Source organism: Rhizobium sp. NFR12 (assembly GCF_900108545.1).
Lineage (GTDB): Bacteria > Pseudomonadota > Alphaproteobacteria > Rhizobiales > Rhizobiaceae > Neorhizobium > Neorhizobium soli.
This window is the reverse complement of the sequence record NZ_FNWM01000002.1, coordinates 1,058,765-1,085,759: the sequence shown is the minus strand read 5'-3', so window position 1 is coordinate 1,085,759 and position 26,995 is coordinate 1,058,765. Positions and strand designations below refer to the sequence as shown.

At 59.8% G+C, this 26,995-nt stretch carries 21 protein-coding genes and 1 tRNA gene; 4 read left to right on the top strand and 18 right to left on the bottom strand.

The genetic code is table 11. The annotated features are described in order from the left end of the window. Positions 1 to 72: 72 nt before the first annotated feature. The 3 genes from BLW69_RS12600 to BLW69_RS12590 all read right to left on the bottom strand — a co-directional run bounded on the left by BLW69_RS12600 (position 73) and on the right by BLW69_RS12590 (position 5,441). Positions 73 to 3,255, bottom strand: a complete 3,183-nt coding sequence (locus tag BLW69_RS12600) for an efflux RND transporter permease subunit (protein ID WP_092662208.1) — start codon at positions 3,253 to 3,255, stop codon at positions 73 to 75. Positions 3,256 to 3,401: 146 nt separating this feature from the next. Beyond that, positions 3,402 to 4,574 carry an efflux RND transporter periplasmic adaptor subunit gene (locus BLW69_RS12595; protein WP_175487270.1) on the bottom strand — a complete coding sequence of 391 codons (1,173 nt, stop codon included), beginning with the start codon at positions 4,572 to 4,574 and terminating at the stop codon, positions 3,402 to 3,404. 72 nt (positions 4,575 to 4,646) lie between these two features. Beyond that, positions 4,647 to 5,441 carry an alpha/beta hydrolase fold domain-containing protein gene (locus BLW69_RS12590; RefSeq protein ID WP_092662558.1) on the bottom strand — a complete coding sequence of 265 codons (795 nt, stop codon included), beginning with the start codon at positions 5,439 to 5,441 and terminating at the stop codon, positions 4,647 to 4,649. Positions 5,442 to 5,604: 163 nt separating this feature from the next. On the opposite strand from BLW69_RS12590, the gene BLW69_RS12585 reads away from it, so the two are divergent. After that, the gene (locus BLW69_RS12585; RefSeq protein WP_062580582.1) at positions 5,605 to 6,543 is read left to right on the top strand and encodes a LysR family transcriptional regulator; all 939 of its coding nucleotides are present in this window, start codon (positions 5,605 to 5,607) and stop codon (positions 6,541 to 6,543) included. Positions 6,544 to 6,551: 8 nt separating this feature from the next. On the opposite strand, the gene BLW69_RS22790 is transcribed toward BLW69_RS12585, so the two are convergent. Then, on the bottom strand, positions 6,552 to 7,313 hold the full coding sequence (locus BLW69_RS22790) for a BA14K family protein (protein ID WP_162759420.1): 762 nt from the start codon (positions 7,311 to 7,313) through the stop codon (positions 6,552 to 6,554). A 188-nt stretch (positions 7,314 to 7,501) separates the two neighbouring features. Here BLW69_RS22790 and BLW69_RS12575 point away from each other — a divergent pair, with 188 nt between their 5' ends. Further along, positions 7,502 to 7,741: a hypothetical protein gene (locus tag BLW69_RS12575; protein ID WP_092662202.1), complete on the top strand. Its 240-nt coding sequence runs from the start codon at positions 7,502 to 7,504 to the stop codon at positions 7,739 to 7,741. A gap of 82 nt (positions 7,742 to 7,823) precedes the next feature. Here the strand turns inward: BLW69_RS12575 and BLW69_RS12570 are convergent. The 6 genes from BLW69_RS12570 to BLW69_RS12545 all read right to left on the bottom strand — a co-directional run bounded on the left by BLW69_RS12570 (position 7,824) and on the right by BLW69_RS12545 (position 13,792). Next, positions 7,824 to 7,899: transfer RNA gene (locus tag BLW69_RS12570), tRNA-Lys, on the bottom strand. Between the two features lie 183 nt (positions 7,900 to 8,082). Next, positions 8,083 to 8,997, bottom strand: coding sequence for a PhzF family phenazine biosynthesis protein (locus BLW69_RS12565; protein ID WP_092662201.1), 915 nt, complete (start codon positions 8,995 to 8,997; stop codon positions 8,083 to 8,085). Positions 8,998 to 9,248: 251 nt separating this feature from the next. Continuing rightward, positions 9,249 to 10,493, bottom strand: a complete 1,245-nt coding sequence (locus BLW69_RS12560; RefSeq protein WP_092662199.1) for an aminotransferase-like domain-containing protein — start codon at positions 10,491 to 10,493, stop codon at positions 9,249 to 9,251. A 170-nt stretch (positions 10,494 to 10,663) separates the two neighbouring features. Further along, positions 10,664 to 11,938 carry a phosphopyruvate hydratase gene (gene eno / locus BLW69_RS12555; RefSeq protein WP_062457265.1) on the bottom strand — a complete coding sequence of 425 codons (1,275 nt, stop codon included), beginning with the start codon at positions 11,936 to 11,938 and terminating at the stop codon, positions 10,664 to 10,666. A gap of 128 nt (positions 11,939 to 12,066) precedes the next feature. Next, positions 12,067 to 12,912 carry a 3-deoxy-8-phosphooctulonate synthase gene (gene kdsA, locus BLW69_RS12550; RefSeq protein ID WP_092662197.1) on the bottom strand — a complete coding sequence of 282 codons (846 nt, stop codon included), beginning with the start codon at positions 12,910 to 12,912 and terminating at the stop codon, positions 12,067 to 12,069. A gap of 4 nt (positions 12,913 to 12,916) precedes the next feature. After that, the gene (locus BLW69_RS12545; RefSeq protein WP_092662195.1) at positions 12,917 to 13,792 is read right to left on the bottom strand and encodes a VOC family protein; all 876 of its coding nucleotides are present in this window, start codon (positions 13,790 to 13,792) and stop codon (positions 12,917 to 12,919) included. Positions 13,793 to 13,984: 192 nt separating this feature from the next. On the opposite strand from BLW69_RS12545, the gene lexA reads away from it, so the two are divergent. Further along, the gene (gene lexA, locus BLW69_RS12540) at positions 13,985 to 14,704 is read left to right on the top strand and encodes a transcriptional repressor LexA (protein WP_062457274.1); all 720 of its coding nucleotides are present in this window, start codon (positions 13,985 to 13,987) and stop codon (positions 14,702 to 14,704) included. Here lexA and BLW69_RS12535 read toward each other — a convergent pair. Next, the gene (locus BLW69_RS12535; protein WP_092662193.1) at positions 14,685 to 17,189 is read right to left on the bottom strand and encodes a ComEC/Rec2 family competence protein; all 2,505 of its coding nucleotides are present in this window, start codon (positions 17,187 to 17,189) and stop codon (positions 14,685 to 14,687) included. The genes lexA and BLW69_RS12535 overlap by 20 nt on opposite strands. 337 nt (positions 17,190 to 17,526) lie before the next feature. Between BLW69_RS12535 and gltA the strand changes: the two genes are divergently transcribed. After that, positions 17,527 to 18,816 (top strand): citrate synthase, encoded by a 1,290-nt coding sequence (gene gltA, locus BLW69_RS12530; RefSeq protein WP_062457278.1) that lies wholly within the window; start codon positions 17,527 to 17,529, stop codon positions 18,814 to 18,816. A gap of 35 nt (positions 18,817 to 18,851) precedes the next feature. Here the strand turns inward: gltA and lpxB are convergent, their stop codons facing one another. The 7 genes from lpxB to rseP form a co-directional block, all read right to left on the bottom strand. Then, the gene (lpxB, locus tag BLW69_RS12525; RefSeq protein ID WP_092662191.1) at positions 18,852 to 20,030 is read right to left on the bottom strand and encodes a lipid-A-disaccharide synthase; all 1,179 of its coding nucleotides are present in this window, start codon (positions 20,028 to 20,030) and stop codon (positions 18,852 to 18,854) included. Next, positions 20,030 to 20,917 carry an LpxI family protein gene (locus BLW69_RS12520; RefSeq protein WP_092662189.1) on the bottom strand — a complete coding sequence of 296 codons (888 nt, stop codon included), beginning with the start codon at positions 20,915 to 20,917 and terminating at the stop codon, positions 20,030 to 20,032. The genes lpxB and BLW69_RS12520 overlap by 1 nt, the downstream gene beginning before the upstream one ends. Next, on the bottom strand, positions 20,917 to 21,732 hold the full coding sequence (lpxA, locus tag BLW69_RS12515) for an acyl-ACP--UDP-N-acetylglucosamine O-acyltransferase (RefSeq protein WP_092662187.1): 816 nt from the start codon (positions 21,730 to 21,732) through the stop codon (positions 20,917 to 20,919). The genes BLW69_RS12520 and lpxA overlap by 1 nt, the downstream gene beginning before the upstream one ends. Further along, the gene (gene fabZ, locus BLW69_RS12510; protein ID WP_062457291.1) at positions 21,729 to 22,193 is read right to left on the bottom strand and encodes a 3-hydroxyacyl-ACP dehydratase FabZ; all 465 of its coding nucleotides are present in this window, start codon (positions 22,191 to 22,193) and stop codon (positions 21,729 to 21,731) included. The genes lpxA and fabZ overlap by 4 nt, the downstream gene beginning before the upstream one ends. Beyond that, the gene (lpxD, locus tag BLW69_RS12505) at positions 22,183 to 23,250 is read right to left on the bottom strand and encodes a UDP-3-O-(3-hydroxymyristoyl)glucosamine N-acyltransferase (protein WP_092662185.1); all 1,068 of its coding nucleotides are present in this window, start codon (positions 23,248 to 23,250) and stop codon (positions 22,183 to 22,185) included. The genes fabZ and lpxD overlap by 11 nt, the downstream gene beginning before the upstream one ends. A gap of 51 nt (positions 23,251 to 23,301) precedes the next feature. Then, on the bottom strand, positions 23,302 to 25,665 hold the full coding sequence (gene bamA / locus BLW69_RS12500; protein WP_062580420.1) for an outer membrane protein assembly factor BamA: 2,364 nt from the start codon (positions 25,663 to 25,665) through the stop codon (positions 23,302 to 23,304). A gap of 196 nt (positions 25,666 to 25,861) precedes the next feature. Then, the gene (rseP, locus tag BLW69_RS12495) at positions 25,862 to 26,983 is read right to left on the bottom strand and encodes an RIP metalloprotease RseP (protein WP_062457300.1); all 1,122 of its coding nucleotides are present in this window, start codon (positions 26,981 to 26,983) and stop codon (positions 25,862 to 25,864) included. Positions 26,984 to 26,995: the final 12 nt, after the last annotated feature.

The window sequence follows — 26,995 nt, the reverse complement described above, 5'->3', positions numbered from 1 at the left end:
TTATGGCTTGGCACAATTCAAAATGCCCTGCGGATCCTTCCAGAGGAAGAACCCGCAGGGCCTGGAGGCCAGCTACTCCGCTGGAGAGAGAGCGGGCGGCGCCTCCAAACCGTGCTGCCGTAAAGGCCGCATTCCGGTCATCAGGCGCGCCAGCATATAGAAGACCGGCGTCATGAAGATGCCGAAGAAGGTCACCCCGATCATGCCGGAGAATACCGCGATGCCCATGGCGACGCGCATTTCCGCACCGGCACCGGTGGACACGACCAGTGGCACCACGCCCATGATAAAGGCCATCGACGTCATCAGGATCGGGCGAAGGCGAAGGCGGCTGGATTCGACTGCAGCCTCGAACGGCGTTCGGCCTTCGAACTCCAGCTCGCGGGCGAATTCCACGATCAGGATCGCGTTCTTCGCCGACAGTCCGACCAGCACCACCAACCCGATCTGGGTGAAGATGTTGTTGTCGCCTCCCGTCAGCCAGACACCCGTCAGTGCCGCCAGCACGCCCATCGGCACGATCATGATGATCGCAATCGGCAGCGTCAGGCTTTCGTACTGCGCCGCCAGCACAAGATAGACCAGCAGCAGGGCGAGCGGAAACACGATGATGCTCGAATTGCCGGCAAGGATCTGCTGGTAGGTGAGATCGGTCCACTCGAAGGCAACGCCTGACGGCAGTGTTTCGTCGAGGATCTTGGTGATCGCCGCTTCCGCCTGACCGGAGGAGAAGCCAGGTGCCGGCGCTCCGTTGATATCGGCGGCGAGGAAGCCGTTGTAGCGCGTCGTGCGTTCCGGCCCCGTCTGGGCGTCCACCTTGAGGAGCGCCGATAGCGGGATCATCTGGCCCGATTGCGAGCGAACTTTCAACGCACCGATATCCTCGGGCTTTGCGCGGAACTGCGCATCCGCCTGAACACGGACGCTGTAGGTACGGCCAAAGGCGTTGAAGTCGTTGACATAGAGCGAGCCGAGATAGATCTGCAGCGTCTCGAACACGTCTGTCACTGAGACACCCAGCTGTTCGGCCTTGGCGCGATCGAGATCGGCGAACAGCTGCGGAACGTTGATCTGGAAGCTGGAGAAGATACCCGCAAGTTCCGGCGCCTGCATGGCCTTGGCAATCACGGCCTTGGTTGCATCGTCCAGTGCCTGGTAACCGTAACCGGCACGGTCTTCGAGTTGCAGCTTGAAGCCGCCCGTGGTGCCGAGGCCGTTGACCGGCGGCGGCGGGAACATGGCGATGAAGGCATCCTGGATACCGGCGAATTTCTGGTTCAGTGCCATGGCGATGGCGCCGCCCGAAAGCTCCGGCGTCGTGCGGTTCTCGAAGTCGTCAAGTACTGCGAAGACGATGCCGGAATTGGATCCGATCGTGAAGCCGTTGATCGACAGGCCCGGAAATGCAATCGCATGCTCGACGCCCGGCTGCTCCAGGGCGATGTCGCTCATGCGCTTCACCACATCTTCGGTACGGTCAAGCGTTGCCCCATCCGGCAGCTGTGCAAAGCCGATCAGATACTGCTTGTCCTGCGCCGGTACGAAGCCGCCCGGCACCGCGTTGAACACGCTGTAGGTTGCACCGATCAGGGCGAGATAGATCACCATGACAATGCTCTTGCGCGACAGAAGGCCGCCCACCGTGCGGCCATAAGCGTTGGAGGCGGAACCGAAGACGCGGTTGAAGCCGCGGAAGAACCAGCCGAACAGCCAGTCCATAGCCCGCGTCAGCCGGTCCTTCGGCGCATGATGGCCCTTGAGGAGAAGCGCTGCCAGCGCCGGCGACAGGGTCAGCGAATTGATCGCCGAGATCACGGTCGAGATGGCGATGGTCAGCGCGAACTGCCGGTAAAACTGGCCGGACAAGCCCGAGATGAAGGCGAGCGGCACGAATACGGCGACAAGGACGAGCGCAATCGCTATGATCGGGCCGGAGACTTCGCGCATCGCCTTGTAGGTGGCATCGCGCGGATTGAGCCCGTTTTCGATATTGCGCTCGACATTCTCGACGACGACGATCGCGTCATCCACGACAATACCGATCGCCAGCACAAGGCCGAACAGCGTCAGCGCGTTGATCGAGAAGCCGAGCGCATACATCACGGCGAACGTGCCGATGATGGAGACCGGAACCGCGATCAGCGGAATGATCGAGGCACGCCAGGTCTGCAGGAAGACGATGACGACGATGACGACCAGCGCAATGGCTTCGAGAAGCGTATCGACGACCTTCTCGATCGACGAGCGAACGAACTGCGTGGTGTCGTAGACGATCTCGTATTTGACACCTTCCGGCATCGCCAGCTGGAGCTGATCCATGGTCGCGCGGACCGTATCGGCGATCTCGATCGCATTCGAGCCAGGAGCCTGCAGGACGGGAATGGCAACGGCCGGGCGTCCGTCTAGAAGCGACCGCAGCGTATAGTCGGCGGCGCCCATTTCGACCCTCGCGACGTCGCGAAGCCTTGTGATCTCGCCATTGGCGCCGCTCTTGACGATGATGTTGCCGAACTCTTCGGGCGACTGCAGACGTCCCTGCGCGTTGACGTTGAGCTGCAGGTCGGTGCCCGGCAGGTTCGGCGAGGCGCCGATAATGCCGGCTGCGGCTTGAACGTTCTGCGCGCGGATTGCGTCCGTCACATCGCTTGCCGCAAGATTGTGCTCGGCAGCCTTTTGCGGATCGATCCAGACACGCATGGAATAGTCACCGGCGCCGAAGACCTGCACCTGGCCGACGCCTTCGATCCGTGCCAGCCGATCCTTGACGTTCAGCGTCGCGTAATTGCGAAGGTAGGTAAGGTCATAACGGTCGCTATCCGAGACCAGATTGACGACCATGATGAAGTCGGGCGAGCTTTTGATCGTGGTGATGCCGAGCGCCCTCACCTCGGATGGCAAGCGCGGTTCAGCCTGGCTGACGCGGTTTTGCACCAGTTGCTGCGCCTTGTCCGGATCTGTGCCGAGCTTAAAGGTTACGGTCAGCGTCATGACGCCGTCCGATGTGGCCTGGCTCGACATGTAGAGCATGTCTTCGACGCCGTTGATCTGCTCTTCTAGCGGCGTCGCAACCGTCTCGGCAATCACGACCGGATTAGCACCGGGATAGGTCGCCTTCACGACGACCGAAGGCGGAACCACGTTCGGATATTCGGAAATCGGGAGTGCGCGCATGCCAAGCAGGCCGGCGACCACGATCAGGATGGACAGAACGCCAGCAAAAACCGGTCTGTCGATGAAAAATCTTGAAATATTCATTGTCTAAGCCCTCTCTCCAGGGTCGAACAGAAACAACAGGCTCCCCTCTCGCGGCCTGTGCAGGACGCGAGTGCTTACCGTGTCTCGCAATTGTAGTTGTGGTTGCGGCCCGCCCCTCCAGTTAGGGAGAAGCAGACCGCATCAAGTCACTTGGTGGCGACTTCGTCCTGCGGCGCCACGATCGCGCCCGGGCGGATGCGCTGTAGCCCGCTGACGACGACACGATCGCCGGCAGAAAGGCCCTTTTCGACGATCCGCTGACCATCAATCACCGATCCGAGCTGAACCTGCCGGTAGCCGACCTTGTCGCCCGCTTCGACAACCAGCACGAACTTCTTGTCCTGATCGGTGCCGATCGCCTTTTCGCTGACGAGAAGGCGATCTTCGGCCTTGGGTTCACCCATGCGGACCCGCACGAACTGACCGGGGATCAAGCGCCCGCCCGGATTGTCGAAGACAGCGCGGACGCGGATCGTGCCGCTTGCCGCGTTGACCTCGTTGTCGATCAGCTGCAGCTTGCCACGGACAGGCGTCGTTGACGCGAGCGTGCTGGCCTCAACCGGAACGTCTCCAATCGCCGGCACGCCGTCCTTGACGTCGACCTGGGCCAGTGTGCGGGCCACCAGTTCTTCGGCTGCATCAAAGCTTGCGTAGATCGGGCTGCTCGACACGAGCGTCGTCAGCACCGCCGAGGCAGAGCCTGCCGCCACGAGATTGCCGACGGTGACTTCAATGCGACCTGCACGCCCGGAGATCGGGGCACGGATCTGGGTATAATCCAGATTGATCTGCGCCGATTTCAGCGTTGCCCTCGCTGCCTGTACATTGGCGATCGCTTCGGCGCGGGCGCTCTGACGCTGCGAAAGATCGCTCTGCGATATGGTGTTGCGCGAGGCGAGCGTCTTGCCCCGTTCCAGCTCGGTGTCGGCATAATCAAGCCTTGCCTGGGCGGATGCCATCTGTCCCTCCGCCTGAGCGACGGCTGCCTTGTAGGGCTCGGGATCGATCGAGACCAGAAGATCGCCTTCCTTTACGAGACCGCCTTCACGGAAATGCACGGACAGGATTGCGCCGGCCACCCTTGGGCGAACCTCGACGCGATCAACAGCTTCCAGACGGCCGGAAAACTCTTGCCAGGTGGTGACGTTCTTCGGCTGCACGGCGGCAACCGTGACCGGCACCGCCGGCTGAGCCGCCGCTTCCGCGGGCGCCGCATGGGCGCCTGTCGGCGTATCGATAGAGAGCGAAGCGCCTGCAATGAGCGCAGCAACACTTATTCCGGCGCCCCACGGGGCCCAGTTTTTGATCTTCAACATAATCATAATCTCCTGACGGTCCTGCCCCAGGGAGGAGGAGAAAACCGTTGTCAAACGCTAGAAATCGACGTCTGCTTATTCACTCAACGTTTCGACGAAGCCTTTGAACTCGGCGGAAAGACCCGCCATCCAGTTCCCCTGCCCGCCCTTGTAGACACCCGTCCAGCCTGCGCCTTTCGGGAATATTTTCTGCCTGACCGAGACGCCCGAGGCTTCGAGCCGGTCCGCATAGTTGACAACCTCGTCATGCAGCGGATCGTCTTCCGAGCTCACGACCAGAGCCGGCGCAAGACCGGATAGCCGCGAACACAGACAGGGCGCAGCATAGGGATGCTGGAAACCGCAGGCCGAACGCAGATAATGGCTCCAACCGTCGGACCATTTCTCGCGCATGCCGATCTCGTCGGCTCGACGAAACGATTTCGAGGCCATCATCGGATCGATCATCGGCGACAGAAGGATCTGTCCCCGAAGCTCGCCCGGCAATTGGTCTCGCGCCTTCAAAGCCACACCCGCCGCCACGTTGCCGCCGGCCTCATCGCCCGCAACGAAAAGCGGGGAACGGGCGGACCCGAAGCGCTTGCGGTTGCTGCTGAGATAGGCCAACGCCGCGAAGGCGCATTCCATTGCCTGCGGAAACAGGTTGCCCGAGGCGGCACCATAATCCGCCTCGACAACGATCGAACCCGCCTCCGAGAAGACTTTTCCGATCGGCACTTCACGGTCCCGCAGGCCACCTTGCTGGAATGCGGATCCGCGCAGATAGAGTATAATCGGCGCGACTTTGGCTGCCGGCTGGCCTTCGTAACGGTGTATGCAAACGGGCAGGCCTGCCCATTCGATATCCGCGTTCTTGTTCCAGTCCGTCATCCAGTCCTCCTCGCTATGGAGCCAAAAAGCCACATTGGCGAAAGGCATCTTGCCGAATAACTTGACCCTGATATTATTGTTCCTGACAGAACTCACAAGTCGCTGAAATCGGCAACACTGTTCCGGATAGGCGAATAATACAACTTTTCGAACGGGATCAACGATGGACCAGCTTTCCTCTATGCGCGTCTTCGTGCGCGTCGTCGAAACGGGCAACTTCACGCGTGCTGCCGCGACCCTCAATATTCCCAAGACCACGGCCACCAACATGGTCCAGGGTCTGGAGGCGCATCTGCGCACGAAGCTCCTCAACCGCACGACACGTCGGGTGATGGTCACGACCGATGGAGCACTCTACTACGAGCGCGCCGTGCAGATCCTGTCGGAGCTTGAAGAACTCGACGGCACGATGTCGAAATCGCAGAACCAACCCACGGGCCGACTGCGTGTCGAGATGGCAGGGGCGTTCGCCGACCTCGTCGTAATCCCCAATTTGTGCGAATTCTACCAGCGCTACCCGCAGATCCAGCTGGATATCGGGGTCGGCGACCGGCTGGTCGATTACATTGCTGAAAATGTCGACTGTGCTCTTCGAGGCGGCACGCCCAAGGACCAGTCGCTGATTGCGCGCAAAGTCGGCGAGCTTCGCATGCGCAATTACCTATCCCCGAACTATCTTGAGCGATTCGGTATGCCGACCCATCCGCGAGATCTGGAGACCGACCATTTCTCTGTCGGTTACCTCAACGCGACGGCCGGCCGGATCATGACCTTCGACTTTTGCAAAGAGGATGAGACGCTGGAGATCATGCCGCGTTACGTCGTCTCGGTGAATGATGCGCGCTCCTACGTCAACGCGGCGGTCGCGGGGCTCGGGATCGCGCAGGCGGCGCGGTTCATGGTCCAGGAGCATGTGCAGAGGGGCGAACTCATCGAGATCTTCGCCGAATGGGAGTGCGAACCGCTGCCGCTCTACATCGTCTACCCGCAAACCCGGCACCTCTCCAACAAGGTCCGGGTCTTCGTGGATTGGCTCGCCAAACTGGTTCAAGGCTTGAAGGAAGACGAACAGCCGACGGTCACATTGCTGAAAACGGGCTGAACTAGGTCTCAGCCGTAGGGGGACTGACACGTGCGGCGCATGCCGCCGTAGGATGTGTAGCTGTTGTCGTTGGCGCGGTATGAACGGTACCGCGACAGGCACCACTCCTCGTGCGCCGGGTTCCCCATGGATGTTGCGTCGTATGAGGCGTTTTGCGGCGAAGACGAGCGGTCAGTTTCACGCACAAGACGGCCGTCTTGACCACGCCCGATCATCGTGCTCGTGGCGCTGACCTGCTGAACCAGCCCCTGGCCTTCGATGCCGGTGTCCTCGTTGCCAGAAACAATGTTGTCCTGACCATGCGACATTGCGACCGGTGACTGGCAAGCCCGACGCTGGCCACCCCTGTAAGGCTGGTAGGTGTTGTCCTCGAGCCTGTAGGAACGGTAGCGCGCGAAGCACCAGTCGGCATGCGCCTGGTTAACCGATGCATCGGACGCAGGGTCTACCGACGCCTGGTCTGTCTCATCCAATGAAGCCGTCTGGACGCCGTCCACCGCATCCGTCGCCTGGTCCTGGGCAGCTACGGGCTGCCCCTGCGCATCCGACGCTGGCAAATCGATCTTTGCGGTCACAGCAGCAATCCGCTCGTAACGCTGATCGCCGCTGCTCACGACCACGGGTGTCGAGGTCCAAAGATCAGGATGGTCAACGTTGGAAAAGCGATGAGGCGCCGGCTCGGCAATGAGATAGGCCGTGGCCGCAACGCCACTCAAGAAAACCGTGACGGCCAAGACAAGCCCGCTCAGAAGTAGAAGGATCGCTTTCACGACGAGGATGCTCCGCAGATTTTCAACATGCGGACAAAATGCATGCGCGCGCAGAGGGTTCCGAACGAATTGCAACCTCGCCCGAGACAAATGCAGGGTGGTACAAAAAAGCCGACATTTGCTCGGCAGGAAGCCCCAGAGTTGCGCTATTCAGATTGTGATAGACTATCATACGGGAGGAGATTCCGATGAGAACCCTGATCGCTGCCTTTGCGGTCACGCTCGCCGCCTTGCCGGCTGAAGCACAGCAGTTTCGCAATACCGAAATTCAGCCGGATGGGACGGGCGGATATTACGGCACCTATGGAAACGAGAATTTTGAAGGAAGGCCAGAAGGCGGTGGCGTCTCGGGCCATATCGGCGGGCGCAGACCCGGCGTCATCGAAGAACGGCCGTCACGACGCCCCGGAAGCGTCGGCGCGACATAGCGAAACTGCGTCCTCGACGGCAACGGAAACGCCATTTGCCGGTGAAACCGGCATTTGAACATTTCGATGTAAAGGATTGATTTGGTGGGTGATGTAGGGCTCGAACCTACGACCCGCTGATTAAGAGTCAGCTGCTCTACCAACTGAGCTAATCACCCGTAACCGGTTTGGCGAAGCGTCGTTTCCGCCGGTGTGAGGGCCGTATAAAGAGGAAGTTTGGGCTTGTCCAGCACCTCCCGCGAAATTTGTTGGATCAGCAGCCTCTTTTTTGCACCAGCGAACCGTGATTGTGACGATATCCTGTCTTATAATAGCAAAATCAATAGGTTGTGAAACAACGTCTAGATTTCGATAATACCTTCGGCAAGTCGGATCGCTTGTCCCCCGATCCGGGCTTTTGCAATGGCCCCGTCCTGCACATCGATATGGAGATGGATAAAGGACGGCCGCCCCATCTCGACGCCTTGCTCGATGAGAAGAGGGTGATGTCCATCCGGGAGGCCATCGAAATGATGGATCGCGCCGGACAATGCAGCCACCGCCCCACCCGTTGCTGGGTCTTCCGCTATGCCCATATCGGGCGAAAACATCCGAGCGTGAAATTTCGCCTGATGATGGACGCCGCCGCGGCAATAGACATAGGCCGAAGCGAGCGCACCCTCGACGAAGGGCGCGACCTTCTCCCAGAGCGGCGCATCGAATTCCATGTCCTGGACAGTTGCGAGATTGTGCAGCGGGATCATCAGGAAAGGCACACCGGCGCTCCAGATCGACGCGACGTGGTTTTCGAACCCGATATCCTTCAACTCGACGCCGAGCGCGTCAGCGATGCCCTGACGGTTCAGGGCGAGGTCGATCCGCTGCGACTTCCTCGGCAGATCGAATTCGGCAAAGCCCACCTCCCCCTGGCGCAGACGCACCGCGCACCGAACCGGACCGACCGCTTCCTCGAGAACGCAGACCAGATCAAGATCACTGTCGAGGCCATGGGTGCGCTCGGCAAGGGCAATGGCCGTCCCGACCGTCGGATGCCCCGCGAACGGAAGCTCCCGGCCCGGTGTGAAGATTCGCAGCTTTGCCGAATGGGTAGTGTTCGTCGACGTCTGGACGAACACCGTCTCCGAGAGGTTCATCTCCTTGGCAATGGCCTGCATCGCGCCATCGTCGAGACCGTCTGCATCGAAGATGACCGCAAGCGGGTTGCCGGAAAGCTTAGCGTCGGTGAAAACGTCATAGATGCTGTAGGGACGCGCCAATGCAAACTCCTCCTCATATACCGGGCGCAAAACTGCCCGACGGCGTCCCGTGGCGCAACCCCTGATCAACGTCACCGGCTGGTGATTGATTGGCGACGTTTGCAATCGGGCGCGCTGTGCGCCTCGGAGGAGGACGCGTCGACACGATAGGCGGCACCCGAAGCCGACCGTCACCGGCAGGTGAACAGGTCGCCAACAGTATGTGAGAAAGGCGAGCCATCGCTGGTTCGCCCTTTCCTAGTAAACGATATTCAGATGATCGGGAGCGCTTCGTGCTCGCGGGTCTCGGCATTGCCGATCAGTCTTCCGAGCCGCTTGATGCCCTCGTCGATCATCTCGTCGTTGGCGCAGGAGAAGCTGATGCGCAGCGTGTTGGCGTTGCTGCCGTCGGCGTAGAACGCCTTGCCGGGCACGAAGGCGACCTTTTCGGTTGCCAGCGACTTCGCCAGAAGCTCGGCACCGTCCATTCCCTCCGGCAGCGTCAGCCACACGAACATGCCGCCTTCGGGCTTTGTCCAGATCGTTCCCTTCGGCATGTATTTCGCAAGTGCCGCCAGCATGGCATCGCGGCGACCGCTATAGACCCGCTTGATCTTGGCAACCTGTTCGTCGAAACCGCGCGAAGCGACATGCTCGACGGCGATCTGGTTGATCGTCGACGAATGCAGGTCGGCCGCCTGTTTCAACAACACCAGTTTGCGGATGACCGGCATCGCTCCGATGACGAAGCCGACACGCAGACCGGGTGCGAGCGTCTTTGAAAAGCTGCCGCTGTAGATCGTGCGCGTCTTCTCGATACCGCCGCTGCGGGCAATGTCGAGAGCGAGGATCGGCGAGACCGGTTCGCCATCGAAGCGCAGGTTCTGATAGGCGGCATCTTCGAGAACCGCGATATCGAGTTCGTCGGCGAGTGCCAGAAGCTTTTCGCGGCCTGCGAGATCGATCGTCTCGCCGGTCGGATTGGAGAAGTCGGCGGACAGATAGGCAAACTTCACCGAGCCACCGGCTTTCGACGCCGTTTCGCGGTAGGCTTCCGGTGTGCGGTTGCCGTTGACCGAGAGCTGATCGTAGGCCGGCTCATAGGCATTGAATGCCGACAGCGCGCCGAGATAGGTCGGCCATGTCACGAGTGCCGTATCGTTGGGTGACAGGAACAGCTTGCCGAGATAATCGAGCGCCTGCTGGGATCCTGACGTGATGAAGACGTTGTCGGCGGTACAGTCGATGCCGATCTTGGCGACATCGGCGACGATCCAGTCGCGCAGCGGCTTGTAGCCTTCGCTGACCGAATACTGCAGCGCGGAGTTCACCTGAGCGCCCGAGAAGATATCCGCATAGGCCTTCTGAAATTCCTCCGCCGGAAATAGCGCCGGGTCCGGAATGCCGCCGGCAAACGAAATGATGTCCGGCTGCTCCAGCAACTTCAGCAATTCGCGGATTTCGGAGGCTTTCATGCGGCTGGAGCGCGTCGCGAAAATATGGTCCCAATCGAGCACGGGCGTTTCCTTTTATTTCAATATTCTTGGATTCGATTTACATAAGTTTCGACAGGTCAACAATACTGACCTATCGGTTTTTGGTACGGTGCGATCACGAATTGTAAAACGCAAAAGCCCGCGCAGGTGGCGCGGGCTCTCGGATATTCTGCCTCAGTCGACCGGAAAGATCAGGCCTTGAGGATCGAGCGGCCCGCGTAGGCGGCCTGCGGCCCAAGCATTTCCTCAATGCGGATGAGCTGGTTGTACTTGGCCAGACGATCCGAACGCGACAGCGAACCGGTCTTGATCTGTCCGCAGTTGGTTGCAACTGCGAGATCGGCGATCGTGGAGTCTTCCGTCTCACCCGAACGGTGCGACATGACGGCCGTATAGCTTGCCTTGTGTGCCGTCTCGACGGCATCGAGCGTTTCGGTGAGCGAGCCGATCTGGTTGACCTTGACGAGGATCGAGTTGGCTGTGCCCTGGCGGATACCATCGCGCAGACGGGCCGAGTTGGTCACGAACAGGTCGTCGCCGACCAGCTGGACCTTGGAGCCGATCTTGTCGGTCAGATACTTCCAGCCGGCCCAGTCGTCTTCCGACATGCCGTCTTCGATCGAGATGATCGGGTACTTGCCGGCAAGTTCTGCCAGGTAATCGGCCATGGCTTCCGGCTCCAGCGAGCGGCCCTCGCCTTCCAGCTCGTACTTGCCGTTCTTGAAGAACTCGGTGGCCGCGCAATCAAGCGCCAGGTGGACGTCATCGCCCGGCCGGTAGCCAGCCTTTTCGACCGACTTCATGATGAAGTCGAGGGCTTCCGGCGCGCTCTTCAGGCCCGGTGCGAAACCGCCTTCGTCGCCGACATTGGTGTTGTGACCCTGTGCTGCCAGTTCCTTCTTGAGAACGTGGAAGATTTCCGCGCCCATGCGCACGGCATCCTTCAGCGTTTCGGCGCCGACAGGCATGATCATGAATTCCTGGAAATCGATCGGGTTGTCGGCATGAGCGCCACCGTTGATGATGTTCATCATTGGGACCGGCAGGAGATGGGCAGAAGCGCCGCCGATATAGCGATAGAGCGGCAGACCGGACGATTCGGCTGCGGCCTTGGCGACCGCAAGCGAGACGCCGAGGATGGCGTTGGCACCAAGGCGCGACTTGTTCGGGGTGCCGTCGAGCGCGATCAGTGTCTTGTCGATGTGGATCTGGCTTTCGGCATCGAAGCCGCCGATCGCATCGAAGATCTCGGTGTTGACGGCTTCGACGGCCTTTTCGACGCCCTTGCCACCATAGCGCTTGCCACCATCGCGAAGTTCGACGGCTTCATGCGCGCCCGTGGAGGCTCCCGATGGAACGGCAGCACGGCCCATCGAGCCGTCTTCCAGGTAAACATCCACCTCGACGGTAGGATTGCCGCGGCTGTCCAGTATTTCGCGAGCGATGATGTCGGTAATGGCGGTCAAGGGTCTCTCCTCGGTTGATGTGCGAGCCTGAATGCCCAGGCTCAGCGAACAGGCGGGTCAGCGACATTGTTCGATCGTCGATGACACGCGGATTACAATCCAGTCAATTCGGCGGTTTTTCGACGCCGTCAGCCTTTTGCGATGGCGTCGAAGGCCAGCAGCTTTTCCAGAAGGCGCGGCATGTCCTTCAGGTGGACCATGTTCGGACCGTCGGACGGTGCGTTGTCAGGGTCTTCGTGGGTTTCGATAAAGACGCCAGCAACGCCGACGGCGACGGCTGCCCGCGCCAGCGTTTCGACAAATTCGCGCTGGCCGCCGGAAGAACCGCCCTGGCCGCCGGGCTGCTGCACGGAATGGGTTGCGTCAAAAATAACGGGGCTTCCGAGAGCCGCCATGATCGGCAGCGAGCGCATGTCGGAGACAAGCGTGTTGTAGCCGAACGAGGCACCGCGCTCGCACAGCATCACATTGGGATTGCCGCTTTCGAGGAACTTCGCCTGAACATTCTTCATGTCCCAGGGCGCCAGGAACTGGCCCTTCTTCACGTTGATCGCGCAACCCGTCTTTGCGGCCGCGACGAGCAAGTCCGTCTGGCGCGACAGGAAGGCGGGGATCTGCAGGATATCGATCGTATCCGCCACGAGAGCGCATTGCTCTTCAGTGTGAATGTCGGTCAGAACGGGAAAGCCGAATTCCGTCTTCAGATCGGCAAAGATTGCCATCGCGTTGTCCAAGCCGATGCCGCGCTTGCCGGAGATCGACGTGCGGTTGGCCTTGTCGAAGGAGGATTTGTAGACGAGGCCGAGGCCGAGCTTCTTGCAGAGTTCGACAAGCGTACCCGCGATCATGAAGGCGTGATCACGGCTTTCCATCTGGCAGGGACCGGCAATCAGCGAGAGCTTTGCCGTGTTGGAAAAAACGACTTTCGAACTCCCCTCGCCCACGGACACTTCAGAATTGGCGGAGACTGTCATTTCACTATTCCTCGAAACCGAAAACCACACCTTGCCCCGGGGCTGCCGACACGATCACGCGGCCATCCCTGCGGATGAATGCGACGTCATTAGCAGCAAGGGTGATCTCTGTCACGGCGAGATCGGTGGTCTTGAAGATGATCCCGCGCGCAGCGAGGCGCGACGATAACAAGGGCTTCATCGAAGACCGGAACTCGTCGCTGAACGTGTCGTTGGATTGAATGCGGATGCTGGCATTGGCAGCTTCGATCCGCAGACCGTCTTTCCCTTGCTCGGGTTGCGTCTCGAACACGGTTTCGAAAAGCGGCAGAAACTCCAGCGGGTCATCTGCAGAAAATACGATCTCTCGAAGGCCTGTAACGGCGTTTGCGTGCTCATCAAGACCACCGCGATCTTCCGGTAATGCGGCCATTCGCTGGCAGGAAAACAGCAAGATGTCATCGACCTCGGGAACTGCCGCGAAGGCCAGACGGAATGAGACTTCGCTCTCCCTACCATCGGGCAACTGCATCGGGCGGGAGAATTGAAGCATCTCGCCCGCAGACATGTGCCCGTCCACAAAACGGATATGATCGGCCGCTGCATCCTGCGTCCCGACGACCACCGCCGATAGACCTTCCCTTTTCCGCTGGCCGCGAAAGCGGATGTCGCGATCGGTGAACACGTTGCCTCGTTTTGCCGCAAGCGAGGCTTGCCGACGGTTAACAATGGCCAGTGGCTCGAGGTACGAGCCATCCGCGAAGAATATGCAGGCATTGGCCGTGCCGAAAGGGTGAACACCTTCAGGTGCCACAGTAAAGCCGAGAGCGGTCAACCTCCCCCGCGCTGACGCCAGATCTGCAACGGGCAGAACCAAATGATCGACTGACTTGTTACCCACTTACACCCCCAAAGTCTTATTCCGCAGAACATTGGCTATCGCGGGAAACTCGGCAAGTGCTGCGCACGAACTGAATACGTGATCGAACGCTGAAATGAGACTATTCTTGAGCAGAAATTTGGGGCTTGCGGAACACAGATAGAACATATAGCGTCCGTTCTGCATTTGTTTCCAATTCTGAGGGTCCCGTCCATGCTGACACGCAAGCAACAGGAGTTACTTCTGTTCATCCACGAGCGGATGAAAGAATCAGGCGTGCCGCCGTCGTTTGACGAAATGAAGGACGCTCTCGACCTTGCATCGAAGTCCGGCATCCATAGGCTGATCACCGCGCTCGAGGAGCGTGGCTTTATTCGCCGTCTGCCGAACAGAGCACGCGCGCTCGAAGTGATCAAGCTGCCTGACGCCTATGTGGCGAACCTTCATCCGCGACGGGGATTTTCTCCCAGTGTCATCGAGGGAAGCCTCGGCAAAACGCAACCGGTCGTCGCTCAGAAGCCGGCGCCGGTCATGGCGGACAATCCGTTCTCGACAAACATTCCGGTCATGGGTCGAATCGCTGCCGGCGTGCCGATCTCCGCGATCCAGAACAACACCCATGACATCGCCGTTCCGATCGAGATGCTGGGTTCCGGCGATCATTACGCGCTCGAAGTGAAGGGCGATTCGATGATCGATGCCGGCATCCTCGATGGCGATACCGTCATCATCAAGAATACCAGCACCGCAAGTCCAGGCGATATCATCGTTGCCCTGGTCGATGAGGAAGAAGCGACCCTGAAGCGGTTCCGCCGCAAGGGTGCCTCGATCGCACTGGAAGCGGCAAACCCGGCTTACGAGACCCGCATCTTCCCGCCCGACCGGGTGAAGGTCCAGGGCAAGCTTGTCGGCCTTATTCGCCGCTATCATTAAGAACGGTGTCATCCCGGAGATGCGCAGCAACAGCCTCCGGGATGCCAAAGTCGAATTGTCCCGTTCGCCAGTCATAGAACCGGTGGACGGTCCACGGACGGCTTGAGGTCTGTGCGCTGTCTCGCATCGCCGCCGTAATCTTGATGTCTGGCGCTGTCGCGTTCGGAATAATGGTGATTTCCAGTGCGCCAGTCCGGCGCAACGTCCGCCCGCTGAGAAGCAAGGCGCCGGAGCGGCAAGTATCGAAGCGTGCGCCGGGCGAGACGATGATCCGACCGACATCGCAGGCAAGACCGGTGTATCGGTTGTCTTCGACGGTGACGATCCGGATGTCCTGAGCAGTCTGCGCCGCGCACAGGATTTTCGGCAGACAGGCGAATCGTCCGGGCTTCAATGCTTGAAGAAAACCCCTGACATATTCGATTTCCCGGCGCGTCAAATCCGGTCGCGAATGTGGTCCAGGTGGTCTGTCATCGCTTTTCGCAAGGCTGGCACCTCGCGCTGGTTCCGAAGAGGCAAGAACCGGCAAGGCGAGCGGTTGTTCTCCGGTCTCAAGCACCAGCGCTCGCCGCCATTGATCGTAGATAAATCCCGGCGGTCGGGTTCGATTGAGGGTGATCTTGTCATCCTGGATCACGCCGACCGATGCGCCGTCTTCGGATATGACGATATCAGGCCTCGGCGCCGAGCCTGAGCGGACCGCAAAGAGCAAAGCCACCGCCATGAACAGCGCGCCTGTCAACCTCAGCGGCGTGCGCAGCAGCGTCAGAAGCAGAAAGCCTGCCGTCGCCAGAGGCAGGAAAAGCGGGTTCTGCCGGCCGATGGCAATATCGCCGCCCCATGCGGCGACGATCTCGGCAATGCGAATGACGATCCGCAGCCCCTCGCCCATGATGAACAGAACGGGAGCATCCAGCCCGAACGGCATCAGCAGCATGGCCACGAGACCTGCCGGCATCACCACGAAGGAAATGATCGGCATGGCCGCGAGATTGGCCGCGAGGCCGTAGGTGGTCAGATGGTGGAAATGCTCGATCGAATAGATCGACGTCGACGTACTGCCGATCAGCGACGTCACCACGATCCCGGCAATGAAATGCAACGTCGCCGCAATACCCGTTATCCAACGGTTGCTACCTTTTGTCTCCTCCTTTCCTTTCGCGAAATATCGCGTCCAGAGGGCGAACCCTGCCACCAGTGCCGCGGTTGCCGCAAACGACATCTGGAAACTCGGACCCAGAATCTCCGACGGCGAGATGGCGAGGATGATGATTGCCGAAAGGGCGACGTTGCGAAGGCTGATGGAGGGTCGATCGACGAGCACGGCGACCAGCATCACCGCCATCATGATATAGGCCCGCTCGGCGGAAACCCCGAACCCGGAAATCAGGTAATAGGCGGTCGCCATGACAAGCGCACCGAACGCGGCAAACTTCTTGATCGGATAGGCCTGCGCAAAGCCTGGAAACAGCGACAGGACGGAGCGAACGCCGACGAAGAAGATACCGGCTGCCAGCGCCATGTTGAGGCCTGAGATCGCGACGATATGGGCCAGTCCGGACAGACGAAGCGCCTCGGTCGTCTCACGGGAAATTGCACGGCGCTCGTCGGTCACGATTGCGGCAGCAAAAGCGCCCGCATCCCCCTTGACCGTATCGCGGATGCGATTGCCGATTGCGCTGCGAAGCGCAAAAAGCCCTCGCTGCATGTCCGACCATAACCCGGGTTGGTCATCGATCGCCGGTTGTACGCTAGGCGCGCCGTAAAAGAAGCCAACGGCCCCGATTTGATCGAAGTAGGAGGAGAAGGCGAAATCGTTCAATCCGGGAAGCGCCGGGCCAGAGGGTGGCGACAGACTGGCACGGCCGGAAACGCGCTCTCCGATGTCTGCAGGGTCGTGTTGGCTTCTGGCAAGAACCGAGACGCGCTGTGGCGGTCGTGAAAGCGAGGGCTCAGATGTCTGCTCGATCCTGAGGATATAGCGCCAGCGGCGCTGTGCATCGGCTTCGCGTCGTTCGACAATCCCGCTGATGGTCGTCGTGACGGGCGAATCGAGCACGACCGTCGAACACCGCCAGGTTTCGAGCGCTGCCAGCGCAGAACCGGAGAGAAGCAGGCAGAGTACAAGGTTGGCACGAGACAGTGGATGCGCGCGATACCGTGTCAGCCCTGCGGTCACCATCGAGATCGCAAGCATGGTTGCGAGAATGAATGGCGATGGCGTCCAAGGAAGTGCGAACCAGGTCGCAGCGCCGGCGTCTAGCAAGACAGGCAGGAAGAGGAACACATGACCGTGGGAAAGCTCCTCGCTCAACGACGTGCACAGCCATTTGGAAACGGGCCGGTCTCTGACCACATATCCCAGGAAAACATCCTCGGAATGATGGTCGTTTCGACCATCATTCCGGACTCCCGCGGGCATTGTCTGCGATGCCGATTCGGGCGTCCAGAGTGCGATTGCGTGGGGTGTCGAAGCAAGCATCATCGGCTTGCTGCTGGCTGCCTCAAAATCGCTCCGCCATTCGCCATGATGGTTTATCCCGCCGGCTCCGCTGCAGAGACGGTGATTGATAAACGCAACCTGCGCGTTTATATTCTCCTCGTCAACACATTCGCCAAGCTGCGGTTTTCCTTCACGTTACGGCCTCTTACACCATGAGGTTGGGCATCTTTTAAACGTGTCCTGCCTAAATTATTTTCGCGCTGCACAAAATGTCGCAGGAGCGCTTGGCATCACCTTTAGGATCATATAGCTAACTTGCGACGCTTAACTCTTATGGCGCTTTCTGGGCGCCATGCCGCCAACAGGTTGGAGGATCAGAATGACGGAACAAAGCGCAAATCTCGTACTTGGTGATAAGACAGTCGACCTCTCGGTGCGATCGGGCACGATTGGGCCGGATGTTATCGATATCGCAGCCCTGTACAAGCAAACCGGTGCCTTCACCTACGACCCCGGCTTCACGTCGACTGCATCCTGTGAATCCAAGATCACCTATATCGACGGCGACAAGGGTGTTCTCCTGCACCGCGGCTACCCGATCGAGCAGCTTGCTGAACAGGGTGACTTTCTGGAAACCTGCTATCTGCTTCTCTATGGAGAACTGCCGACGGCTGCCCAGAAGAAGGACTTCGATCATCGCGTAACCATGCACACCATGGTCCACGAGCAGATGAGCCGCTTCTTCACCGGCTTCCGCCGCGATGCGCATCCTATGGCCGTCATGTGCGGTTGCGTGGGCGCTCTCTCGGCCTTCTATCACGATTCCACCGACATCACCGATCCGCACCAGCGGATGGTTGCGTCGCTGCGCATGATCGCCAAGATGCCGACGCTCGCCGCCATGGCGTACAAGTACCATATCGGCCAGCCCTTCGTGTATCCGCAGAACGACCTGGATTACGCCTCCAACTTCCTGCGCATGTGCTTTGCCGTGCCGTGCGAAGAATACAAGGTCAACCCGGTCCTGTCGCGCGCCATGGATCGCATCTTCATCTTGCACGCGGATCACGAACAGAACGCGTCGACCTCGACGGTTCGCCTCGCAGGTTCCTCGGGTGCAAACCCGTTCGCCTGTATCGCTGCCGGCATTGCCTGCCTCTGGGGCCCCGCTCACGGCGGCGCCAACGAAGCAGCGCTCAACATGCTGACCGAGATCGGGACCGTCGACAAGATCCCGGAATACATCGCCCGTGCCAAGGACAAGAACGATCCGTTCCGTCTGATGGGCTTTGGTCACCGCGTCTACAAGAACTACGATCCGCGCGCCAAGATCATGCAGAAGACCACGCATGAAGTGCTGGCGGAACTCGGTCACAAGGACGATCCGCTTCTGCAGGTCGCCATGGAACTCGAGAAGATTGCTCTGACGGACCCCTACTTCATCGAAAAGAAGCTGTACCCGAACATCGACTTCTATTCGGGCATCACCTTGAAGGCGATGGGCTTCCCCACGACGATGTTCACCGTTCTGTTCGCGCTTGCGCGTACCGTCGGCTGGATCGCCCAGTGGGCCGAAATGATCGAAGATCCGCAGCAGCGTATCGGTCGTCCGCGCCAGCTCTATACCGGCGAAGCGCAGCGTGACTACACGCCCGTTTCGAAGCGCTAGGCGCTGAATTAGGCTTTGCGAAAAGAAAAACCCGTTCAGCGATGAACGGGTTTTTTGTTGTCTAACAGTTCGAGTACCGCACCTGCTGCGGCCTCTCCAGGCGGAACAGGGACGTCCAGTCTCCGCCAGGCAAGTGCGAACCCGTCGAGCATCGCACGGCGCTCCGGCGTGTCGGCGGACAGACGTTCCGCCCAGCGGCTGAGGCTTCCGGGTCGCACGACCTCGTTGACATACTCGGGAACGACCGGGTAGTCGGCGATCAGGTTCGGAAGCGCGCCGGTCCAGATCTTGATGCGGCCGGCCAGAAGCTTGATCAGCCAGTCCGTCTTGTAGGCTGAGACAACGGGAACCGTCGCAAGCCCCAGTTCCAGGATAACCGTCCCTGAAGCCGCCAGCGCCACGTCCGCCTCTGCGAAGGCAGCCCATTTTCCGGCTGTATCCGTGGTAATCTCGACATGAACCGGCAGATCTGCGGCCATCTTCCGCACCAGTTCTTCCCGGCGCGGTACCGTCGGAAGCAGGAACCGGGTCTCACCATTGCGATCTGCAAACTCGCGCGCAGCCTCGCCGAACACGGGTAGGAGTGCCTTGATTTCGGCTGAACGGGAGCCCGGAAGCAAGAGGATCGTCTTCTTGTCGGCGGAGGTCTTGACCGGCCTCTCGGCGCGCGCAGCACGGACCCTCAGGAGATCCGCATCATTGGTCAGCCGGTGACCGACGAACACTGTCTGCGGACCCTCCAGCCTCCGCATCGCTTCCGGCTCGAACGGAAGGACGGCAAGAACGAGGTCGACATAGGAGAGCATCGCCTTGGCACGATATTCCTTCCAGGCCCAGACACTGGGGCAGACATAATCAACGATCGGCAGATCCGGCAGGGCCGCCCTCACCTTTCTTGCCACTCGGTGGGTAAAGTCAGGGCTGTCGACGATGACAAGCACATCGGGCTTTGCGGCGACGATCGCAGCCGCCGTCTGGTTGATGCGACGGATCAGGTTGGGAAGACGCGCGAGCACCTGGGTGATGCCCATGATCGACAATTCGGAGAAATCGAACAGCGACTGAAGGCCTTGGGCCGACAGTGCATCACCGCCCACCCCGATCAGTTCGACGGGACCGGCGTAGGACGCCTTCAGTGCTGCGATGAGGTCTGCCCCTAAGAGATCGCCCGACACTTCGCCGGCGATGATCGCAACCTTCAAACCTTGGTTCATCACAATCCTCTCGACGGAAGGGCCTGATCGATGCCGCAGACGAAAATGCCGTGGGCGTCAGCAGCTTTGATCAGCTTTGCTTCTTCCAGCACCAGCGCCCTGCCCGCTTCCACGGCAATGCCCGCCAGCCCGGCCGCGACGGCATGTTCGACGGTGGATGGCCCGATGGTGGGCAGGTCCGCGCGCATATCCTGGTGGAGCTTGCAGAGCTTGACGAGCACGCCCTTGCGGCGCGTGGAGATACGTCCCTCGGCGCGCAGTTCGGCAACGCGCTGCATCATCCGGTCAGTTCCCTCGACACCTTCGAGTGCCACAACGCGGCCGCCGACGCTGACAGCGCCCTGGCCAATATCGAGATTGCCGAGCGCACTCGCAGCCTCGACACCGCGTTCGATATCGCGCAGATCGTCACCGCTTGGAGATACTTGGCCAAGCGGACCGACCTTCGCCAGCAGGCCCGGCGCGATGTCGTGGGCACCCAGAACTTCGCAACCCATGGCCTCGATCAACTTGATCACCATCTGCAGCACTGCGTCATCGCCGGCTGATAGCAGTGTGCGCACGACGGAGGGCAATTTGATCATGGTCTTGAAGGTTGGATGAATGTCGCGCCATTCAGGGCGCCTTGCGACGCCGCCCGACATCACGACGCGACAGATGCCTCTTTCGCGAAAACTCTTCTCGATCCCTGAAAGATCGCCGACGCCGAGCGACACATGGTCGAACCCGTCAAAGCGATGATCCGCCTCATCCTTCAGCTGGATGATGAACGGATCTTCGCCTGCAACACGTGCGGCATCCGCCAGGTAGGCTGGCAAAAAGCCTTTACCGGCGATAATCGCCAGCCGGCCCTCTCGCGCTTGGCCAGGGGCGCCGGCCGCGACCATCAGCCCTTCCTGCGGAAAGGCGATGAGATCGCGCGGTCACTATCGGCTGTGATGAAATCGATGATTTCCATGGCCTCCGGGCAATCGGCAAAATCGTCGCGGATCGCTGCGGCATTGGCGCGAACATTTGCCTCGCCTTCGAAGATCTTCTTGAATGCGCGACGAACGATATGGATCGTTGCGCGATCAATGCCGGCGCGGGTCATGCCGACGACGTTCAGGCCACCCAGAAGACCGGGATTGCCGTTCAGCATGCCGAACGGAATGACGTCGTAGTTGACGGCGGAAAGTCCACCGATGAAGGCTTGCCGACCGATGCGGGTAAACTGGTGAACGGCGCAGCCACCGCCCAGGATCGCACGATCGGCGACCTGCACGTGACCAGCCAGCATCACGTTGTTGGACATGATGATATGGCTGCCGAGCTGGCAATCATGCGCGACGTGCGAATTTGCAAGGAAGAGGCAATTGTCACCAACGACCGTCTTGCCACCACCGCCCGTCGTACCGGTGTTCATCGTCACGCCTTCGCGCATCGTGCAGTTGTCGCCAATGGTCAGGCTCGAATCCTCACCAGCTTCGTGAAGGCTCTGCGACACACCACCGATGACCGCCATCGGGAAGATCCGACATCCCTTGCCGATCTCGGTTTTGCCACCGACTACCGCATGCGAGATGAGCTCGACATTGTCCTTCAGCACCACGCGCGGGCCGACATGGGAGAACGGTCCAACGACGACGTTCTCGCCAATCACGGCGCCATCCTCGACCACGGCCGAAGGGTGGATGCGCGCGCTGGCCGAGATCATGCTCATTCGCTTTCCTTGCGCATCATGGCGCCGATATCGGCTTCCGCAACCAGCTGACCATCGACCTTGGCGTCACAATGAAACTTCCAGATATTGCCGCGCTGCTTCTGCTTGACGACATGAAATTCCACGCGGTCACCCGGCACGACCGGCTTGCGGAAACGCGCGTTGTCGATCGTCATGAAGTAGACGAGATTGCCAGCCCCACCCTGCTTGCGCGCACAGATCGCGCCGGCAGTCTGTGCCATGCCCTCGACGAGAAGAACGCCCGGCATAATCGGCTGCTCGGGAAAATGACCGGTGAAATGGGGCTCGTTTGCCGTCACGTTCTTGATGCCAACAGCCGAGCTGTCGCCATCGATCTCGATGATCTTGTCGACCAGGAGAAACGGGTAGCGATGCGGCAGAAGGCGCATGATTTCCTGAATGTCGGCCGCGCCGAGCTCCGGCTTGGTCTCATCCGTCATTTTTCTTATCTCCTCGGCGTTTCGCCCGGTCATCGGAACGCGACATGATCTCCGCCATGTCTCTCAAAAAGTCTTTTATCGGCCGCGCCGGAATTCCGCCATAGGTCTGCCCGGCCGGGATATCGGCGACCACGCCGCTCATCGCTGCGATCTGCACGCCATCACCGATCGAGATGTGACCGTTAACGCCGCTCGCACCACCGATCATTACGCCATTGCCGATACGGGTCGATCCGGCAATGCCGACGCCCGACACAATACCGCAATGGCGACCGATGCGGACGTTATGGCCGACCTGAACCTGATTGTCGATCTTGGTGCCCTCGCCGATCACAGTGTCATCCATCGTGCCGCGGTCGATCGTCGTATTGGCGCCAATCTCGACGTGATCCTGGATGATGACACGACCGACCTGCACGATCTTGAGCATGCCTTTCGGGCCGGGCGCATAGCCGAAGCCGTCCTGACCGATCCGGGCGCCATTGTGGATGATGACGTTGTTGCCGATCAATGCCGACAGCACGCTGGCGCCCGAGGCGATCGTGCAGTCGCGGCCGATCTTCACGTCAGCACCGATCACGGCGCCGGCAGCAATCCGTGTGCCGCTGCCGATTTCGACACGCGCACCGATCACCGCCATGGGCTCGATCTCGACACCAGGCTCGAGCCTCGCCGTCGGATCGACAAAGGCCGCCGGAGAAATGCCGGACTGCGATGTTACCGGAGATGGACGAAGCGCGATGGGATGCAGAAGCGCGCCGGCCTCTGCGAAAGCCGTATGCGGCTTCTTCGTCGCAAGCACCGGAATGTGATCTGGAATGATGGATTTCAGGCCCGGATCGCAAAGGATTGCCGACGCTTCGCAGGTCTCGAGATCGGCGCGGCTTTTCCTGGAGAGGATGTAGCAGATATCGCCTTTGCGCGCACGCGCGACGGGCGAGACAGACCGTACCAGTTCGTCACCGGCACGCTCGTCAAGCAGTTCAACCCCAAGATGGGCGGCCAGCTCGCGCAGGCTCACGCCATCATGAGGCGGGAAAAATTCGTTATGGTCCATGAACCCTGAGCTCCAGAACAGGTTTCCGGCCGCTTTCGCGGCCGGAGACGATCAGAACTGGTTCGCCATGCTGAAGCGGAACTGCTGCTTCTCGTCGAAGTCTTCCTTGACGACCGGTTCGGCGTAATCGACGCGCAGGTTGCCGAAAGGCGAAGCCCACATGACACCAACGCCGACCGAGGCGCGGATCGACATGTCGGTGCCGTTGACCTTGTCACCGAAAGTCTTGGTTTCATTGCCGAACAGCGAACCGGCGTCAGCAAAGACAGCAGCACGGAAACCGACATCTTCCGGGATGAGCGGCATCGGCATCGTCATTTCAGCCGAGGCATTGAAGTAGCTTGTGCCACCGAGAGCATCGCCGTGGTCGTCCGTGCGCGGACCGATACCGTCGTTCTTGAAGCCACGGATCTGACGACCGCCGATCGTGAACTGATCGAAGACGTTCAGATCATCACCGGTCTTGAACACATGACCACCACCGACGGCAATCGAACCAACCAGATCGGCTTCGGTCGAAAGAAGGTGGAAGTAACGGGCGCGGGCTGTGACCTTGTAGAAGTCGGAGTCGCCACCGAGGCCGGCATATTCATGCGTGAAGGATGCAAACAGACCTTCACGTGGAAGCGTCTGGCTGTCCAGCGAGTTGTAGACCAGCGACTGCGACACTGACGACTGCGTATACTTGCCTTCGTCGATCAGGTTCGCGTAGGTCTGCGACACCTTGTCATCAAGCGTAAACGGCAGGCCGTCACCACCAAAAGCACCGTCTTCTTCGTACTTGATCGTCTTGTAGGTGTAGCGGAACGTCGTCGCCAGCTCTTCAGTGATCGGCGCCGTTACGCGCAGGGTGATACCCTGTTCGCTATAGTCGTAGTAATCGTTCGAAGAGGTCGTGCTCTTGAAGATGTCGAAGCCTGCAGCAAGACGGTAACCGAGGAAGTAAGGCTCGGTGAACGAGATGCTGTAGCTGCGCGCGTCGTCCGTACCGGCACCTGCCGCAACGCGGATGTACTGGCCACGACCGAGGAAGTTCTTTTCTTCGATGGATGCTTCGAGAAGGAAGCCGTCACCGCCAGCAGCGTAACCTGCACCGATACCGAACGAACCGGTTGGCTGATCTTCGACGTCCACGATCACGACGACACGGTCGGCAGAGCTGCCCTGCTGCGTCGTCACGTTGACGGTGGTGAAGTAGCCAAGAGCCTCAAGACGCTTCTTGGCGCGGGCAATCATCCCCTGATTGAACGCATCGCCTTCGGAGAAGTCGAACTCGCGGCGAATAACATAGTCGCGGGTGCGGGTGTTGCCGCGAACCTCGATACGCTCGACATAGGCGCGCTCGCCCTGGTCGACCATGTAGGAGACGCCGATCGTGTGGTTTTCAAAGTTGCGATCGCCGCGTGGCGTGACACGCGCAAACGGATAGCCGGCAGACGAGACGCGCTTCGAAATCGCATCCATCGTCTTCTGGATTTCACGGGCATCGTAGGTGCTGCCGGAATTGGTCTCGACGAGACCCTCCAGGTCCTGACCGGAGATGCCTTCTACCGTCGATTCAACGGCAATGTTGCCGTACTGGTAGCGAGCACCTTCCTCAACCGTGAACGTGATGTTGTACTGGTTAGTCGACTCATCAAGAACCGCCTGCGACGACACGACCCGGAAATCCGGATAGCCGTGATTGTAGTAGAACTGGCGGAGCGTGTCTTCGTCGGCGCGCAGTTTGTCTTCGCTGTAGACATCCTTGCGGGTCAGGAAAGACAGAGGACCGGATTCTTTGGTGATGATCGTCGACTTCAGACGACCGTCGCCATAGGCCTGGTTTCCAACAAAGGTGATGTTGGCAATCTTGGTGCGGTCACCTTCGTTGATGACGAAGGCAAGGTTGACGCGGCCCTGGCCGACATCGGCGGTCTGCGTCGTGACTTCAACGTCGCTACGACCAATCGCGCGATACGATTCGCGGATGCGCTCGATGTCGGCGTTGATCATGGACTGGTTGTAAGGGCCAAGTGGCTGCGTCTGAACGGCGCCAGCGAGCTTGTCGTCCTTGATCTTGCGGTTGCCGTTGAAGACGACCTGGTTGATCAGCTTGTTTTCGCTGACGGTAACGACAAGCGCGCTACCGGAAACGCTGATGCGGACATCGGAGAAAAATCCGGTCGCATAGAGACGCTTCACAGACTCGTCGATGTCGCTCGCGGCGAATGCAACGCCGGGACGGATTGTAAGGTTCGAACGGACAGCTTCTTCGCCGGCGCGCTGAGCGCCGCGGACCTGTACGCTACGAATGGTAGCTGCCTCGGCAGCGGGAGCAGAGGCAAGCACCAGCACACCGGCGCCCGACGCAACAACACTAGCAGACAGCGCAACCGCCGACACTGCGTTCAAGAACTTTGAACCAGCCTTCATTTTCACTTCTTACCTTTTCCCGTTGTCCCTTGGCGGGTGAACCCGACTCCGGCCACGTGTGTCGTTTTACCTGCTTTTGCCCTACAAGCAAGATATCGCGTTAATTTCTATTTACTTCCTTTCGATGCGTGGCCATATCGCCACGCACCACATGCAAACATGGTAAATAAAGGGTTATTTCAACGATCTCACGGGGTTAACCGATGAGATTACTGATGTCGTTGAATGTTGCAAACACCATCAGGCTGAGCACCATGGCCAGTCCGATCCGGAATGCGATCTCCTGAGCACCAGACCCCAGCGGCTTGCCTCTGATAGCCTCGATTGCATAAAATACCAGATGCCCGCCGTCCAGAACAGGAACCGGCATCAGGTTCAACAATCCAATGGAAACTGACAGTACGGCTGCCAGCTGCACAACGGCGGCAAAGCCGAGGCTCGCCATCTGGCCAGATGCCTGCGCGACCCGGACAGGACCGCCCAGCTGATCAGCCTTCATGCGACCGGTCACGAGGTTGCCGATGTAGCGGAATGTGCCGGTGACGATATTTCCGGTTTCCTTGACGCCTTCCGCCACTGCCTCGAGGGGCGAGAAGGTTTCGGTCCTGAAATTGCCCAGCTGTTCGTTGGTGACGATGCCGATCAGGCCAAGCTCGACCTTGTTGCCGAACTGGTCGGTGATCTCACTGCGCTTTGGCACCATAGGCAGGTCGATGTCCTGCCCGTTGCGTTCAACGGTGACGGTGATCGGGGTTTCCGGACGCACGCTGACATAGCGGCGGACGTCGTCGAACGTCTTGATGCGACTACCATCGAGCGCGACCAGACGGTCCCCCGTCTGCACACCGGCTTCTGCCGCGGCGCTGTCAGGCCTCACTTCGGCGACGACGGGATCGGCGATGACTTTTCCGTAAACGCTGAACAGGACGGCGAAGATCGCGATCGCCAGAATGAAATTGGCAATCGGTCCGGCAGCCACGGTCGCCGCGCGTTTCCACAGCTTGGCCCCGGCCAGCGTGTGCGCCTTGTCCGCCTCGGTCATATGCGAGACGCTTTTGGCATCGGGCATACTGGCGACATCGTCGTCGCCGAAGAACTTTACATACCCACCAAGCGGAATCGCAGAGATCTTCCAGCGCGTGCCGCGTTTGTCCGTAAACCCGATCAGTTCCGGTCCGAAGCCGACGGAAAACGCAGTCGAGCGGATGCCGCACCAGCGGCCGACAAGGTAGTGGCCCATTTCGTGCACGAAGACGAGCAGCGACAGGACGAGGATGAAGGGGATGATGTAACCCGTAACGAAGGTCAGGATGGCCATTTCAGTTTCCGG

Bases quoted from the DNA above. Each gene is read 5' to 3' on its own strand.
- BLW69_RS12600 (WP_092662208.1), bottom strand. From the start codon at position 3,255: ATGAATATTTCAAGATTTTTCATCGACAGACCGGTTTTTGCTGGCGTT.
- BLW69_RS12590 (WP_092662558.1), bottom strand. From the start codon at position 5,441: ATGACGGACTGGAACAAGAACGCGGATATCGAATGGGCAGGCCTGCCC.
- BLW69_RS12585 (WP_062580582.1), top strand. From the start codon at position 5,605: ATGGACCAGCTTTCCTCTATGCGCGTCTTCGTGCGCGTCGTCGAAACG.
- BLW69_RS12575 (WP_092662202.1), top strand. From the start codon at position 7,502: ATGAGAACCCTGATCGCTGCCTTTGCGGTCACGCTCGCCGCCTTGCCG.
- kdsA (WP_092662197.1), bottom strand. From the start codon at position 12,912: ATGACAGTCTCCGCCAATTCTGAAGTGTCCGTGGGCGAGGGGAGTTCG.
- lexA (WP_062457274.1), top strand. From the start codon at position 13,985: ATGCTGACACGCAAGCAACAGGAGTTACTTCTGTTCATCCACGAGCGG.
- BLW69_RS12535 (WP_092662193.1), bottom strand. From the start codon at position 17,189: ATGATGCTTGCTTCGACACCCCACGCAATCGCACTCTGGACGCCCGAA.
- gltA (WP_062457278.1), top strand. From the start codon at position 17,527: ATGACGGAACAAAGCGCAAATCTCGTACTTGGTGATAAGACAGTCGAC.
- lpxB (WP_092662191.1), bottom strand. From the start codon at position 20,030: ATGAACCAAGGTTTGAAGGTTGCGATCATCGCCGGCGAAGTGTCGGGC.
- BLW69_RS12520 (WP_092662189.1), bottom strand. From the start codon at position 20,917: ATGGTCGCGGCCGGCGCCCCTGGCCAAGCGCGAGAGGGCCGGCTGGCG.
- lpxA (WP_092662187.1), bottom strand. From the start codon at position 21,732: ATGAGCATGATCTCGGCCAGCGCGCGCATCCACCCTTCGGCCGTGGTC.
- fabZ (WP_062457291.1), bottom strand. From the start codon at position 22,193: ATGACGGATGAGACCAAGCCGGAGCTCGGCGCGGCCGACATTCAGGAA.
- lpxD (WP_092662185.1), bottom strand. From the start codon at position 23,250: ATGGACCATAACGAATTTTTCCCGCCTCATGATGGCGTGAGCCTGCGC.
- bamA (WP_062580420.1), bottom strand. From the start codon at position 25,665: ATGAAGGCTGGTTCAAAGTTCTTGAACGCAGTGTCGGCGGTTGCGCTG.
- rseP (WP_062457300.1), bottom strand. From the start codon at position 26,983: ATGGCCATCCTGACCTTCGTTACGGGTTACATCATCCCCTTCATCCTC.